Annotated in this window: 15 protein-coding genes; 7 read left to right on the forward strand and 8 right to left on the reverse strand. The window is 40.2% G+C overall.

Features of this window, described 5'->3' with window-relative positions:
- Positions 1-49 precede the first annotated feature (49 nt).
- The 5 genes from ACAY00_RS11500 (at position 50) to ACAY00_RS11520 (ending at position 4,418) form a co-directional block, all read left to right on the forward strand.
- A complete protein-coding gene (locus ACAY00_RS11500) occupies positions 50-559 on the forward strand; it encodes a DUF2878 domain-containing protein (RefSeq protein WP_371373691.1) in 510 nt (169 codons plus the stop codon).
- On the forward strand, positions 559-1,128 hold the full coding sequence (locus ACAY00_RS11505) for a chalcone isomerase family protein (protein ID WP_371373694.1): 570 nt from the start codon (positions 559-561) through the stop codon (positions 1,126-1,128). Before ACAY00_RS11500 ends, ACAY00_RS11505 begins: the two co-directional genes overlap by 1 nt.
- A 2-nt stretch (positions 1,129-1,130) precedes the next feature.
- Positions 1,131-1,664, forward strand: a complete 534-nt coding sequence (locus tag ACAY00_RS11510; protein WP_371373697.1) for a DUF3833 domain-containing protein — start codon at positions 1,131-1,133, stop codon at positions 1,662-1,664.
- Between the two features lie 281 nt (positions 1,665-1,945).
- Entirely contained in the window at positions 1,946-3,373 is a 1,428-nt protein-coding gene (locus ACAY00_RS11515; protein WP_371373700.1) for a sodium-dependent transporter, read from the forward strand.
- A 139-nt stretch (positions 3,374-3,512) separates the two neighbouring features.
- Positions 3,513-4,418: a class I SAM-dependent methyltransferase gene (locus tag ACAY00_RS11520; RefSeq protein WP_371373702.1), complete on the forward strand. Its 906-nt coding sequence runs from the start codon at positions 3,513-3,515 to the stop codon at positions 4,416-4,418.
- Between the two features lie 2 nt (positions 4,419-4,420).
- Here ACAY00_RS11520 and ACAY00_RS11525 read toward each other — a convergent pair whose 3' ends face one another.
- Positions 4,421-5,038 carry a LysE family translocator gene (locus tag ACAY00_RS11525; protein ID WP_371373705.1) on the reverse strand — a complete coding sequence of 206 codons (618 nt, stop codon included), beginning with the start codon at positions 5,036-5,038 and terminating at the stop codon, positions 4,421-4,423.
- 86 nt (positions 5,039-5,124) lie between these two features.
- Positions 5,125-5,982 (reverse strand): DNA ligase, encoded by an 858-nt coding sequence (locus ACAY00_RS11530; RefSeq protein ID WP_371373708.1) that lies wholly within the window; start codon positions 5,980-5,982, stop codon positions 5,125-5,127.
- 296 nt (positions 5,983-6,278) lie between these two features.
- On the opposite strand from ACAY00_RS11530, the gene ACAY00_RS11535 reads away from it, so the two are divergent.
- A complete protein-coding gene (locus ACAY00_RS11535) occupies positions 6,279-6,515 on the forward strand; it encodes a PGPGW domain-containing protein (protein ID WP_371373712.1) in 237 nt (78 codons plus the stop codon).
- Between the two features lie 119 nt (positions 6,516-6,634).
- Entirely contained in the window at positions 6,635-7,645 is a 1,011-nt protein-coding gene (locus tag ACAY00_RS11540) for a ChaN family lipoprotein (protein ID WP_371373715.1), read from the forward strand.
- Positions 7,646-7,687: 42 nt separating this feature from the next.
- Here the strand turns inward: ACAY00_RS11540 and ACAY00_RS11545 are convergent, their stop codons facing one another.
- The 6 genes from ACAY00_RS11545 to ACAY00_RS11570 form a co-directional block, all read right to left on the reverse strand.
- Positions 7,688-10,228: an RND family transporter gene (locus tag ACAY00_RS11545; protein ID WP_371373718.1), complete on the reverse strand. Its 2,541-nt coding sequence runs from the start codon at positions 10,226-10,228 to the stop codon at positions 7,688-7,690.
- A 339-nt stretch (positions 10,229-10,567) separates the two neighbouring features.
- Positions 10,568-11,287 carry a DUF3581 family protein gene (locus tag ACAY00_RS11550; RefSeq protein ID WP_371373721.1) on the reverse strand — a complete coding sequence of 240 codons (720 nt, stop codon included), beginning with the start codon at positions 11,285-11,287 and terminating at the stop codon, positions 10,568-10,570.
- Positions 11,288-11,512: 225 nt separating this feature from the next.
- Entirely contained in the window at positions 11,513-13,150 is a 1,638-nt protein-coding gene (locus ACAY00_RS11555) for a DUF3300 domain-containing protein (RefSeq protein ID WP_371373724.1), read from the reverse strand.
- A gap of 229 nt (positions 13,151-13,379) precedes the next feature.
- Positions 13,380-14,819, reverse strand: a complete 1,440-nt coding sequence (locus ACAY00_RS11560) for an ATP-binding protein (RefSeq protein WP_371373727.1) — start codon at positions 14,817-14,819, stop codon at positions 13,380-13,382.
- Position 14,820: 1 nt separating this feature from the next.
- Positions 14,821-15,504 (reverse strand): response regulator transcription factor, encoded by a 684-nt coding sequence (locus ACAY00_RS11565; RefSeq protein ID WP_371373729.1) that lies wholly within the window; start codon positions 15,502-15,504, stop codon positions 14,821-14,823.
- Between the two features lie 2 nt (positions 15,505-15,506).
- A complete protein-coding gene (locus ACAY00_RS11570) occupies positions 15,507-15,809 on the reverse strand; it encodes a PepSY domain-containing protein (RefSeq protein ID WP_371373732.1) in 303 nt (100 codons plus the stop codon).
- Between the last annotated feature and the right edge of the window lie 245 nt (positions 15,810-16,054).

Raw genomic sequence — 16,054 nt, forward strand, 5'->3', positions numbered from 1 at the left:
AAATTTATTAGCAAGCGTATTTACGTCAAGTCCATAAGTTTGAGTTAATATGTTCAGTAATAACCCTTCATCATCGTCTGCCTTCACCCAGGGGCTAATTTTTAACGGCACCCTATTTAATGTTGTCTGGCTTGTTTGTGTGGCGATTAAAAACATTCCCTTGGCCACCCTAGTATTAATTTGTTGGGTTGTGATTAGACGAGAACAACTCAAGCACTGGCCCTATCTTGCTATACTTGCGGGTGTTGGTTTATGTACAGATTTTATTTTAGTCAATTTACTTTGGATGCAGTTTAACTCGGCGATATTACCAAGTTACGCCTTGGTGGTGTTATGGCTCGCATTCAGTTTTTTTACTTTAACCTTATTCAAAACATTTAACTGGCGATATTATCAATTAGCTTTGTTGTCGGTAATCTCAGGACCACTTAGTTACTTGGCGGCACAAAAGTTAAATGGGGTTCAGATAAACTGGGACGACGCGAGTTATACCGGCGCATTTATGGTGTTTTGGTTGGGTTGTTTACCATTGGCAAAGTATTTACATAGGAGGTTTTAATGTTCTACTTATCCAACGTTATTAAATCTTTACTGGTCAGTTTGTTGCTCCTAACTGTTGCCTATGCCAACGCCACTAACTCGATTAAGTCCACGAGTCCAGTTAACAGCACCAATCAACAATGGCAAAAACAACAGTGGCAAAAAGTTGGTGAAGCTCAATTGTCTATCCTCTTTTGGGATATTTATCTGGCTAAGCTTTTCACCCCAAATGGTACATTTGACCAAATTCAAGGCCCACTCAAGCTTGAAATAAACTATAAAATTGACATTTCGAAACAAGATCTTGTTGAAGAAACAGAAAACCAATGGCAGCAAATGGCTTTTGACCACCCCAACAGCGAATCATGGCTTAACGCTTTGTCATCTATCTTTCCAGACATCAAAGACGGCGACACCTTAGCGGTGGAGCTCACCGCTGAAAACCAAGGTATTTTGTACCACAATCAACAACAAATTCATCAGTTCCCAGCATCCGTACAATTGCAGCAGTTTTTAGCGATTTGGCTGTCAGATAAAAGTACCCGACCAAAACTGATGGCTAAACTAACCGGACAAAAAAGGAAATAAACATGTTTTCATGGTTTCGAACCCCGCATCTCGTTGTTATTGCTGTTTTGGCTTTATCAGGCTGTTCTAGTGACATCAAGCAATATCAAGGCAGCGAACCTAAATTAGTCTTGGAACAATTTTTCAATGGCAAACTACGCGGGTACGGTATGGTCAGTGACTTCAGCGACGATATTCAACGTAAGTTTGTTGTTGATATTGAGGCTCGTTGGGAAAATGATATCGGTACCTTGGATGAATATTTTATCTTTGATGATGGCGAAAAACAGTTCCGCCAGTGGATTATCACCAAGCAAAGTGAAAACACCTATCAAGGCAAAGCCGACGATGTTGTTGGCATCGCCGAAGGGACACAAGCGGGTTCGGTGTTAAAATGGCAATACACCTTAGCCCTAAAAATGGACGAAAGTACGATAAACGTAAACTTTGACGACACTATGGTGTTAATTGACCAAAACCATATGTTAAACGTTGCTAAAATATACAAATTTGGCCTTCATGTTGGTACTGTAACCCTCTCTTTTGAAAAGCTTTAGTAACAAGTTACGAGTGAACACATCTTTTCCTAATTCGTTACAAGACATTTAATTAAATCCTTGCTAGCATCAGATGATAATACTTTCAAAAATATGAAAGTCAGCCGTTCTTCTAAAATTGAGTTATGTCTTTTTGACCAGACTCAACTGACGTGATCTTTGTTATCTGTTGCGACTTTGAAGGATGGCTATAAATAAAAATAATAATATGTAGCCATAAGCACACCGGACATTTGTGCTCATGCTTGCAAAAATACGTACGTAATTAATTAGGAATTTATATGAATGCACCAAGAGAGCACTTTAGCTCCAAACTTGGCTTTATTTTGGCCGCGGCAGGTTCTGCTGTCGGTATTGGTAACATAGTAGGCTTTCCCGTAAATGCGGCTAAAAATGGTGGTGGCGCATTCTTGTTAATGTACGCGATTTTTGTTTTTGCCATCTGTTTACCGGTCATGATTGCTGAGATGGCCATTGGCCGTAAAACAGCGTCTAACCCAGTTGGCGCTTATTCATCGCTGACGAATAACGATGCGAAATGGCGCCTTGCGGGCTTACTTGGGGTTATTACCCCATTTATGATTGGGGTATTTTACTCTGTCATCACCGTATGGATTTTCATTTATTTAGCCTCAGCCATGATGGGGAATCTTGACTACCTTGCCAGCCCTAATGGCTTTTCCGAGATCATTAATAACCCAACGTATTTATTTTCTGCCTTGGTCGCGGTGGCATTTATTGTCGGGATCATTTTAAAAATGGGGGTTAAAGACGGTATCGAACGAGCAGCCAGAGTCATGATGCCGGCGTTGTTCGTTATGTTGCTGTTATTGGTTATTTTCGTACTTACCTTAGATAATGCGTTTGCGGGTTTAAAATTTTATTTAATCCCTGAGGTCAGCAAAATTAATGCCTCAGTGGTGAATGGTGCCTTGTCTCAAGCCTTTTTCTCATTATCTTTAGGTATGGGGATCTTGATTACTTACGGTTCTTATATTAGCAAAAAAGCAAACATCCCAAGTTCTGCCAGATTGGTAGCCATAACCGATACCTCGGTCGCTTTTATTGCCGGGTTAATGGTGTTGCCCGCAATTTTTTCATTTAACCAAAATGTGAATCCTAACGAATTAAGTGACAGTTCTGTCTCGATGATATTTGTTTTCTTACCAAAAATATTTCTCGCATTACAAGCAACCGTCGGTTATTTCTTGGCAAGTGCTATTGCTTCTGTTTTCTTTTTATTGGTATTTTTTGCCGCCATCACTTCTCTGGTATCAATATTAGAAGTACCGGTCGCTTATGTGATGGATGAAAAGAAGGTTAGCCGATCGAAATCATTGAAAATCATCTTGGCAACGGCCGGAGTTTTAACCGTACTTTGTATTATTTCGTTTGGCTTGGTGCCGTGGCTAACCGAATTTACCAGCTATGGCGGTGGCAAAACTAAGTCACTATTTGATGTGATTTACGATATTTTCTACGACACCATTTTACCGTTAAACGGTCTACTGCTTTGTTTATTTGTCAGTTACCGTTGGAAAAAGCAAAATTTACATGCCGAATTAAGTGCAGGAAACCCAGGCTTTGCCAATAGCTTTTTAGCTAAGTACGTTGATTTTTCTTTAGGCACAATTATTCCTGTGGTGTTGTTGGTGATTTTTATCAATACGGTGGCAAAAATTTACTTTGGTCATGCCCTGATTGGCTAATCTATTTGCCTTTAAGCAAGATAAATAAGCTTAACTAACAAAACAACCATATTTGCTTGATAAAGCCCAAAGCCTAAGCTTTGGGCTTTTTTGTCGCTGTGATAAACTGCGATTAAATATCACCGATTAACGCTTTCTCATGTCTAATATTCCTTTACATCCCTACAATCAGCAAGAATTGCTCGAATGCCACCGCCTGTTTCATGGTCGTGGTCATGCGTATACTGGCTTAGAGCATGTCTGCATCGACTGGTTACCTCCTGTCGCCCTAATAACGCTATACAAAGAAGAGAGCGATGATTTTATCGCCCAAGTGAGCGAGCAATTACGTCAGAAATTACCTCACTGTAAAAGTATTCAACTGCAATATCGTTGTCGCCATAAGGCACCTCTTGAGGTCGTTTGGGGTGAGAATATTGATGCCCTGGTGGTCAAAGAGTGGGGGCTAAATTATCAGTTACAACTGGGGAAAGCTCAAAACAGCGGCTTATTTTTAGATATGCGAAATGGTCGCCAGTGGGTACAACAACACGCCCATGGTCGCAATGTGTTAAATTTATTTGCCTATACCTGTGCCTTTTCGGTTGCAGCAGTTGACGGTGGTGCGAGTAAAGTAGTCAATATTGACATCAGTAAGGCACCATTAGCGAAAGGACGTGATAATCACCGATTAAATCAGCATGACCTGGCAAAAGTAGTCTTTGAAGGCGTCGATATATTCAAATCCTACAGTCGATTAATCAAACACGGGCCTTACGATTTATTAATTTGTGATCCACCGTCATTTCAAAAAGGCAGTGTCGATGTGAAAAGAGATTACCCTAAAATCATTCGTCGTTTACCTAAACTTATGCATGATCAAGGTTTGTTAATGTTGTGTCTTAATTCTCCGGACTTAAGCGAAGAATTTATCTATCAGATGATAGAGCAAGAGTGCCCACAATGTGAATTTATTGAGCAATTATCACCGCCTGACGTTTACCAAGAGTCTATGCCTGGTAAAGGTTTAAAAATCCTTATTTTTAAATACCATCAGAGTAGCTAAATTTAACTTAGCACAACTCTAAAGGCTAAAAAGATCAGTACGACAGCGGTGATCCGGTCAATAATATAACTCTGACTTTTTAGCCGCTCAAGCACTGGGCCCCTTGATAAACCGTATGCCACGAGTACATACCATAGAGTATCGATACAGCCGACGGTTAAAACCAGCAATATTTTTTGACTTAAATGAGCATCAATATCAACAAATTGACTAAATAAAGCTAAAAAGAAAATCGCTATTTTAGGGTTTAAAAACGCAATTAAAAAACCATCTCGAATAGCGGTCACGGCATTAATGTTATGTTCCTTGATTGTTGTAGCTATGGTCAATGTACTGGCCTTACTGGTAAGAGCCTTAAATGCCAAATACACTAGAAATGCGGCACCACTATATTGAACCCATTTAAAGATCAGAGGTGATTGCACGATCACTAGCCCAATCCCAGTAACGGCAATCGCCGCGTATAAGGTAATTGCCACGCCATGGCTAATAGCGCTATAGAAGCCAATATTAGAACCGGCACAGATCGTATAGCGAATCACCAAAGCAAGGCTTGGACCCGGCGATAAGGCGCCCAAAATACAAATTAAAACCAAAGATAGCCATAACTCAACTGCCATACCGTGTCCTTAAATACCCATTTCTAAAACCGCCCATATACACTAGGTAATGTACTTGGCTGGCGGTGTAATTTCCAGATGAATGTCTAAGGCGTAATAGCCAATCCTATATAACTGGCAAATCTAGGCTTACCTTTTGCGGTTTTACCAAAGTATTTAAATCGAATAACTGCGCCTATCGGCGGTGGACTTTCTCGCTCTTGTTGACTAAAGCCACTTCCAATTTTAATTTGCTGGCCATCACTTAACCTAATGGTTAACGACCCTAACATACCACTGAACTTGCCCTTCCCCTGGTGATGCTCTGTTACAACGCCATCCCCATCATCAAAGGGCTTTAATTTGAATATGTTACTGCTGCGACCATATTCGTAATAGCCATATTGATAGTGCAGCATTAAACCTTCACCGCCACCACCAACGACCTGCTCTAGTAATGCCATTAAATCTGCTTTATCTTTAATCTTACTTTGTGGGATCAAGGTTAAATAAGGCGAATTCGCGTGACTTATTAATGACCTCATTTGCTCTAACCGTTGGCTAAAATGACCTTGATGATCAGGTAGGTCAAAAACCATAAATTGCAACTGCCGCCAACGCAACTCACTGCGGTTGTTAATGCTTGACGATTGTTTAACGATGCTCAATGTTTGTTCAAATTTACCTCTGCCCGCCCAAAGTTCGCCATCGAGCGCGACCTTAGGGAACTTAGCAATAAACCATTTCGGCGCTAAAAATTCGTTGCCATTTCGAGATATAAGTTTTTGTCCGGTCCAACGTGCTCTTACGCCATCGTATTTTTCACTGACCAAGTACTGACTTAGGTCTAAGTTGTGTTGCCAAATTTTGGCATGTTGGAGCAATGGATGCTTGGTTTTTGCCCAGCAACCAAACAACGAAAAGTACAATAAAACAGGCGCAAAAACGAGGTAGGTAATGTTCATCTGATATTCCTTTATCAATAAGACAATCCGTGTCTTTTTTAAGTTTAGTTCAATGACTACGTAAAGACAGAACACGGCGAATATAAACATGAAAACCCAATAACGGCTTGGTCAATTTAACCAAATAGTAACCATTAAGCCCTAATTGGTTGCTTTACTACCGCCCGCAAAACAGGTAAACACCTGAAATATAAAAACTTTAATATCTGGAATGATATTTGCTAAATATGATTAACCCGACCAGCATTTTCGCGAAAGGTTTTACATTTTACCATTAGGAAGTATAGGACGTAGTAATGAGGCATTTAAAAACCAAACTATATACGGCATTAGGCGCCGTACTGTTATTGATAGGCATCGTATTTATTGTGTTACCAGGACCTGCCATTTTGTTTATTCCACTAGGTTTGGCGCTACTGAGTTTTGAATACCCCAAAGCCCGCGCCTGGCTAAAACAATATCAGCGCTACTCAAGTAAAGCAGCGCGTAAAACAGATCAGTTTGTAAGTCGTTGTCGACAAAGAATAAGTTAGTTGAATTGGCTGTTTACCTTAACCATTAATTTCTCCATACTAAACATTAATGGCTAAGTAAGCAGGCTTTTTGTTTTAGGTCTGTTTTATACATATATAACAATAACCTAGGACAAAAAATGAAGCATAAAAAGATGATAGCCGTGGCGTTAGGGGCGCAACTGATGCTATCGGCTTGCACCACTTTATCATTGGCTCCCTCAAGCTCATTACAATCACTTTATGACTACCAATTAATTGATAGTCAAAGCAGGGCTTCTGTTTCAGTAGCACAAACCGCTAAAGCTTTAGCTGATCAAGATGTGATTTTTATCGGTGAACATCACACCCACCCTGGTGCGCATTTATTACAGATGCAATTATTTCAAGCTCTATATCAACAAAACCCAAATTTAGTGTTATCTTTAGAACAATTTTCTCGCCCTCATCAAAGCGTATTAAATGGCTATTTAAACGCTAAATATGGTGAAGAAACTTTAATTAAAGAAGGCGAAGCTTGGGAAAATTATAAAAGCTCTTATCGCCCGTTGGTTGAATTTGCCAAAGACCACAACCTACCGGTAATTGCCGCAAATGCCCCGATAATGCATGTGCGCTGTGTCGGGCAACAAGGAATTGAAGTACTGAATAAAATACCCCAAGAACAACGCGCTTGGTCAAGCCAAAAGCTTAATTTAGAGATAAAGAAGTATAAAGATAAGTTCTTCCAATTTTTACAAGATGCGGGCTCCAAACACGGTCAGCTAAGTGAAAAACAACAACAACGAATGCAAAATACTTACGCAGCCCAACTGCTAAGAGACACCACTATGGCAGAATCTATTCAACAGGCAATAGTGGCTAACCCCAAGGCACAAATCGTTCACTTAAATGGCTCATTTCATAGTGATGCTCACTTAGGGACAGTCGCCGTCCTAGAACATATTATGCCCGAACTATCGGTTTCGGTGATTAGTCCAGTGTTTATCGAAAACGCTGACTTGCACACCATCAAGCAACAAGACTTTGCTCAGGGCGAATATCTACTGGCATTAAAACCACTTCCGCCACGATACCTTGATGAGCAAAAAGAACAAGTTGCCGTATCTGCTTTAATTAAAAAACGGATGGCTGAAAAATGTGAATTCTAACTTTATTAGGACGGGGCTATATTTTAGTTTTAGCTTTTGCTATTAAAGCGTTTTAAACGGTTTAAACTGAATCAACAGTAACGGCAGTAAGGATAAATTAGCCAATAAAGCCACCAGCATTGAAAAGCCGGTTAACACGCCAAAATAGACTGATGGGATAAAATTAGAAAACATTAAGATACTAAAACCTAGGGTAATGGTTATCGAGGTATAATACATTGCCCGACCAATGCTGGCATGTGAGTTGAGCATCGCTTGTTGGTAGTCCTGACATTGTTGATACTCTAGCTGAAAGCGGTGGACATAATGAATTGAATTATCCACCGCAATACCAATACAAATGGCCGCAATGGTGATGGTCATAATATCCAGTGGTACATTTGCTAAGCCCATGATCCCTAATACCAACAACGCTGAGATCACATTGGGAACGAGCGTAATGGTCGCTAACAACACATTTTTATACATGATGATAAACATCATTAAAATACAAAAAAACACAATCCCTAATGTTTTTATTTGTGAATCAAACAGGCTTTGTAGCATGTTATTGTACAAGACTAACATCCCTGTAAAGCTTATTTGTTCTGGTTGTAATTGAAATTGACTGGTTAACCCTTGTTGAATTTGGCCTAATAATTCGCTGCGCTTTAACGCCTTATCGCTTTCAAAGACCCGAATACTAAAGCGGATTTGATCGCCATCAGCCGATATATAGGGTGAAAGAATAATATCTTTGACTTGCTGTGGCAGCTTTGAATATAAAATAGCTAAGGTAAAGTCATCTTTTTTACTGTTCGGTTCGACTTGATTGATTAAGCTCATCCCCGACATTAACGACATCACTTTGCCGGTTTGTGAGAGCCCATCAAGGTATTGGTGATAGTTGGCAATGTTATTAATTTGGTGCACGTTAAACCAATAACCATTGAGCTCGGTTTCTTGGGGTTGTTCAAATTCGGTAAAGTCGTCATCATCAAGACCAAGTTCAGCAAACAGCTCTTCTTCCTCTTCTTCGCCGATCACCGTGTCGGTTTCTTCTTTGACTGTGGGTGCATCAATTAACACATCTAAAGGAGTGGTACCACCGAGCTTTTGATCAATAAGCATCATCCCCTGATATATTTCAGTATCTTTTTTAAAGTAGTCAATAAAGCGATTTTCGACCGTCAGTTGATTAATTCCAACTAAGCTAAGAGCAAACAACACACTATAAAAAACGAAAATTTTGTTTTTATTCCCCAGCAACCGATTAGCAAAACCAAGCGCTAATTGTTTGGTGACATTATGCTGATTCACCGGCCGGCCTGGTTTGAAAAACATCACCATAATGGGGAATAAAGTAAACACCAAAACAAACGCTAAACTCACCCCTATGCTCATCATCCAACCAAATTCAATAACCGGTCGGATGTCGCTTACCGTCAGTGAACCAAAGGCGACAATGGTTGTGATCGTGGTAAAAACACATGGAATAAGTTTTTTCTTTAAGGTTTGTAAAACGATCTCGGCTTGATCTGCCTGAGGGTTTTGCCAATGATACTCTTGATATCGAACAATAAGATGAATCAACAATGACAGCGTCAAAATAAGCATTAAAGAAATAAAGTTTGATGACACAATGGTGACCGGCCAATTCATTAACCCTAAAAAGCCTATCATTACCGCGCCAGTCACCACACACGTAATTAACGGCAACACCACCCACTTTACTCGACTAAATGCCACCGCTAGAGTAATGATAATAAAGGCTAAAACGATAAAACCAAAACTGGTTAAGTCGCTTCGAATAAATTCAATCGAATCGGAGGTGATCATCGGTAAACCACCCAAGTGAAGCTGAGCAAAAGCTTGGTAATTCTGCATTATTGACCGCACCGTTGCAATAAACTCGGCATTATCGACTTGCGCCACTTGAGCAGCTTGGCTGTACTGGCGTTCAATAAGCTTTAGTTGTTGGGTCTGATTCGAGGTTAACGGTTGTTGCAATTTAAGTCTTGTTAATTCAGCTCTTTGCATAGACAAGTTGGCTAATGCTTGGTTTTCTTCAATAAACAACAAGAGAGCAATGGTGCTACCATCTTCACTGATTAATAAATTTTTATATAAAGGGCTTTTGGTTAACTCTATTTTGGCCAACGCCAAATTGGTTTCAGGGCTTTGCAAGGTTGGCGCTTGTTGTTGTAATTGCGCTAACGAAACCCTAGGACTATTCACTAAAGGGACATTTAAGATACTAACAACATTGCTGATTTGGTTTAGGTTTTGCAAAGTTTGCGATAATTGATTTAAAGTATCTAAGCTCGCGGGTTGAAAAATTGGTTGCCGAGGAGATAAGGTCATGATCAAAAAGTTATCACTGCCATAGCGATCTTTTACTTGCCGATAAAACTTCACACTGGCATCGTTTTCTAACACTAAGGTATCACTTGAGGCATCTAACCTAAATTGGTTTATGTACATCATAAAAAATACACAAACCGCCAGCAACAACAAACCCGATAGGAGTGGCTTAGATAAAAAAATGCGATGGTAAAGGTTGTGTTGCTGAGTTGACATTTGCCACCAAGTTAAATCGAACATGCCTTGCTAGGTACCTTTGAAAGCCTAGCTAAAAGCGTTATAGACCTTGTTGATCATTCTTTTATAACCCAGCAATTATTAAAAATACCAGATAAAAAACAGCAAGATAGAATGAATTTAAAACAAAAACACAACGAAATATTTTTATCAAAAGAAACATTTCGTTGTTAATTTCAGTGTAGGCATAAAATTCACAACTGTATAACTTAGGGTTTTATTTTTCGTTTTTTTAGGGATAAAAAAAACCTTTAAGCGCATGCCTAAAGGTTTCAATTGACAACTATTTATTGTTTTTATTGTCGTTAAATCCCAATCTATTATTATGTTTATTTTCTGGCTTTAAAGCGTGGTGTAATGCTCATTTTTCATCGCAAAAAACTGAGTCGTTAACGCCTGCATTTCATTTTTACAGTACGGTTTCAACCCACTTAACAGCATAAATTTAATACCGTGGCCAACGACTTCCCCGTTGCTGATCAAGTCAAAGAACAGCTTCGCTTGCCCACGTTTTCCATCTACCGTCAGTTGTGTTTCTTGCTCATTAAGCTTTAATGACACATCTTTCACAGCAAAATGTTCAAGGTGTATCTCCATGCTTTCGTACATCACCATGGGTCTTGCTGGGTTAATCATTACCTTATTTTTTTCCATTAAATCACCAAGAATGTATGGAAAAGTGTGGCCAGAAAACTCGACATAGGAACGAATCAACGAAGTGACTAAGTTTTCGTTTTGGCTATGCTCACCGCTTTGGCTAAAACACAGGTACTCTTTTTCTTTATCATCTGTGATAAAGCCACCTTTTGTGCTTTGAGTTGGGAAGTTAAGTTCAATCCCTTCCGTTACCATGCCTTTAAATTGAAACGTCATATGCTGACTTAAACCAATTTTTGACAAGATAATCGCAAACAATAAATCCCCAGGCACACAAAATCGCTTCGCATCTATATCGTGAATTGGGTTAAAGTCATCACAGACATTTTTAGCGAAATCGCTCGCTTGCTCTCTGGTAAAACTGACTTTTTGATTTTTTTCACAATAATATTGTTCAATAAACATTTACGACTTTCCTTAGATACAACAAAGTTTACTGTGCTTTTTTGGCAAAAATAATGTGACAAGATGCTTAGTTAAAGAGCCAACAACATAGACACAGTTAATGAAAACAGCGCTAGTTTACCAGTGAAAAATAAATAAATCTTAATTTATAAACAACTCAGACCACCTGAACAATCGTGCAAATTTACCGCTACTTTACTTGTTTTCAGTTAACATCATTTTTCCTCAAGGCGCTTTCTGTTTCACCTTTTTTGTCTCTCGCTTTTGGCGCAAACTTTTACGGTGGTTAATTTGACCTTGATTGTCATAGGATCTTTTCAGCCTTTGAGTTTGCCCTTTCGTCACATCTTTTTTAACCGCCGTTATATTTTTTCCTGTGGCTAAGGAGTTGCTTTTATTTAGCGGTTGGCGCTTAAGCTCTCTTCTTTCTGCTTTGATTTTACTCACCAACGGTTGCTGACGAGTTTGCTCTTTACTCTTGATAGCATGTTGACGTTTGCTCTCCTTTCTCTCAAGCCTATTGCCTTTAAGTTTATTCGCTAAAACGGTCGACTTATTCAGCGCTCGTTGGTCAAAGTCGTTATCTCGCGATTTAAATTGACCAGGGTGTCTATTTATTGCCTTGTCTTTTTGTTGCTGCCTTAGTAAGCGCTCAGTGTTTTGCGTTGGTCGCTGACTATTAAAGCGCTTAGCAATGTGCGCACTCTTATAAGCCACTCCCTTGCGATGTTTAGGCTGATGCTGCCAGCGCTCAGCTTTAACAAAATGATTTTTAGCGTGGCGTTGTTTACCACGGCTAACATGAACTTTGTTTTTGTGGTATCGACCATAGTGATGACGATAATGATGACTGTGATGATTAACGATCACATAATGATTACGCCAACTGACTCGACCAAAAAAGAATCCGATGGCCACCTCTACCCCACTATTCCAATAATACGGGCTGTGATTATGACCATAATGATGTGGATAAAAGTGGGCATACTCAGGCCAATAAATTGGCGGATAATAATGCCAATGCCAAGACCCGTAGACTCTTCGACTGTCGTAATATGGCACATAAATAATCTCGGGTTTAGCGGGTTCAATTACAATGACTTTCTCAACACGAGTCACTTTCATGTTTTCCATTTTTGTCAAGTTACCCGCCTCATCGGCTTGTTGCCTTAAGGTTTGAATAGACTCTAAAACCTGCGCTTGTGCTTCTAAAAAGGCATCGCCAATTTGTTGGGTCCAGGTCAGTTCATTACTCATTTTGTTAACCACAGCAGGAAATGGCAATAATGCCTTAATACTTGGATCCCAGTCTTTATTTTCAGCTCGAGCGATAACATCTGAAGCGGACAAGCCTGTATTGTTAGCAAGCCAGCGACTGGCTTCTACGATTTCTATAGGGTAAGTTGAAGCAATTAAAATGTGGCTTAGCAAACTATCTGGGTATAAAGCAATAGGGGCTAAAAGTTGCTCTAACTCACCTTGTTGGTAGTGCACTAGAGGTGGATCGTCTGGAGAGTCACTATATTGAAGTTCACTCGCTTGAGAATGGCTCTTTAGCGCTGTTGGCTCAGCTTCATTTGCGGTTACCGAAGCGATTGTTGAAGGGACATTTGAAGCAAGCCGTAAGGGCGCTTTAACGGCGCTGTCGGCTTTGCTGTTTGGGCTCAAAGCTTGCTCCGTTTGTAGAGTATTTTGAGAATCTGCCACTGGTTGACGGTTATTAACGCTCGTCTCGGGTGGTATCTGAATTTGAAGATCTTGAGCGTTTGCCGATGAAAGCGCATTATTTGCCAGCAAAACAGCGCTCAACAGCACCACAGTTGTGAAACTAACCTTTGTAAAAAGCGCAATAGATTTGCTCATAACGTACCTCATTTGTTGTATGACCATGCTAACTCGCTTTTCACAATGTTAGCATGTGAACTTTTGATGACAGCAGCGTAATTTGCCAGCGCCATACAAGCCAAAACCAATGCCAATTCCAATTCCAATGGCAAGCAATAAGCTTGGCTATTGAACCTAGGATCTGAAACTAAGGTCTATGATACAACAATGAAACTGAACACAAGATGAACACAGCCGTGGTAAAAAATTAGCTGTTAAAGTGAAGATGAAAGCACGCCCCGCCTAAGCTTTTTGACTCCCCTATTTCTAATTGGCCTTGATAGCTGTCGACCAAGTCACGTACGATCGCCAAGCCAATACCATGACCGGCGTCATAAGTATCGGCGCGGGTACCTCGATGAAAAATCCTTTCTCGCTCTTGCTCACTAATACCCGAGCCGTCATCTTCCACCATAATACTCAGTTGTTGCTTCGCACAATGAACGGTTAATTTAATTTCGCTCTGACAAGCCTTACAGGCATTATCAAGCAAATTCCCTAAGAGTTCATAGAGATCAGACTCATCGCCCTTAAATTGGCTTTTTGGGGTGATTTGGCTGCTAAATGTTATTTGTTTTTGCCGGTATATTTTGTCTAAACTGGCGATAATTTTGTCAGCAACATCGCCGATATCAAGCCCAACATGCCAAGCTTTATCGCCCGCACTTTGTGCCCTTTTTAATTGATGTTCGATGGTTTTGTTCACGACCGCTAGTTGTTGTTGCGTTGTACTCGTTAAGTCTTGTTGGGTTTGAATAACCGCTAATGGTGTTTTTAATGCATGGGCTAAATCTGACAAGGCGTTACGATAACGCTGTCGCTGCTGTTGCTCTGAGCTTAGTAAGGTATTCACTTGCCGAGCGACTTTATCCAGCTCATCTGGATAAGCTTTTTGCACATGTTCAGCATCGCCTTGCTCAACTTGCACGAGCTCATGCAATAAGGTTTTTAACGGCGCTAAGGTGTACGTTAGCCAAACCAATTGAACGAATACCAAGACCACTAGTAACACCCCAAACCAAAACCACATATTCAGTTTAAAACGGTTAATGGCTTGGTCAAAATCACTTTTATCTTTAACAATATGCACGGTCAGTGGGTACTCACCATCAACCAATTCAAAGCTAGCACTAAAACTGTAAATAAAGTGAGGGCGCTGAGCTAAACTAATTTCGCTAAAAGCAGACTGCCCTAACTCGGGTGATGGCAACGACTTTGGCAATTCCAAACTTAGCAAAGAAGGCGAAGCCCAAACCACATCTTGCTGTGGCGCTAACACAATAGGGGCAGGCTTTGCATCAACAGGTGTATTTTTTAATCGACTCTCAGAGATCTGAGTCTTAGGTGCAAGGCTCATTGAATTTTGGCTGATAATGGCATATAACCCTGACTCGCTCACATTAAACAGGTTGTCTAATAAGAGTGCAGGCATCGCTAAGGTATTATCATCAATTTCGGCAACCGCTAAAATAGAGTAACTATGGGCCGCCAGTTCATTGTTGATTGCGGTTTTTAATTGCTCGGTAAATGCGGTATTTAACAACATCGCCACCACAGGCAATATCAGCAAGATGCTTAAAATTGCACTGAACATTAATCGCGTTTGAAATGAATTTAACTTAAGCGAAGAGCGCCAAGTACTTAGCAAATCAGCGCTCCTTATCAAAGGCTTTTAATCTATAGCCTTGGCCTCGAAGGGTTTCAATCAATTGATGGTGATTATCCGGGTCTAGCTTTTTTCGAAGACGACGAATAAACACCTCAATCACATTCGAATCAAGATCAAAATCTTCATTGTAAATATGTTCTGTTAATACCGTTTTTGATTTCACTTCGCCAATATGCAACATCAAATATTCCAATAACTTGTATTCTGAGCTGCTAAGTTTAATGGCTTGTTCATCAACCCAAACATCCAATGTCGCTGTATTGATGGTTAATGGACCATTGCTTATCAAAGGGCTAGCTTTACCTGCACTGCGCCTGATTAACGCATTTAAACGAGCCAGTAATTCTTCGACTTGAAAAGGTTTGGTTAAATAATCATCGGCTCCGGCATCTAGGCCTGCCACCTTGTCTTGCCAATGATCACGCGCGGTTAAAATGATAATAGGAAAGCCAATGTTGTTACTGCGAAGGGTTTTAATAACGGAAATGCCGTCCATAACGGGTAAACCAACATCCACTACAGCGGCATCATAAGGGTTTTCCATTGCTAAGAACGCGCCATCCTCACCATCACTGGCGACATCTACCGAGTAATTGGCTTGCTCGAGTTGTTCTTTTAGGTGGGTTTGAAGACTGATATCATCTTCAAGCAAGAGTAATCGCATCGCTACCCCTTAATTTTCCCGGTTTTGGCATCAACCTGTACTGTGATAATTTTACCGTTGTCTTTTAATAATTTAACACGATAGCCGGACTTTTTTTTCTTACTGCTAAGCACTTTTCCACCAAAACGAGCTTTTACGATTTTAGCGGCCTGCGATGGGCTTTTAACTACATATGCTTGTTCAGAGTTCTGCTTTTTGACCAATCTCGGCGCATTCTTATCAGCGGATTTAGGCGCATAGGCCATACTCAGACCACTGCAAGGTAGCGTTAAGAGCAAAATAAGCAAAAAAGAAAAACGTTTCATTAACAACACCTAATGTCCTTAATATAGATTGAGCGAACACAAAAGCTGTATTTGCATCATGAGAAAATAATATCACTCACCCAGTGTAAAAGATAAGCTTTGCGAAATAAACACCCACATCGACAGCGCCAAAGTTTTTGTTTAAATAGGCTTAACTTATCACAGCACACCTTCATGGCGTCATTTTGAACTAAAGTTTATGCAGAGCAAACTGAACCTACGCTGAATGCTCCATCGCTTGGCTT

Source organism: Thalassotalea sp. 273M-4, assembly GCF_041410465.1.
Taxonomy (GTDB): domain Bacteria; phylum Pseudomonadota; class Gammaproteobacteria; order Enterobacterales; family Alteromonadaceae; genus Thalassotalea_A; species Thalassotalea_A aquiviva.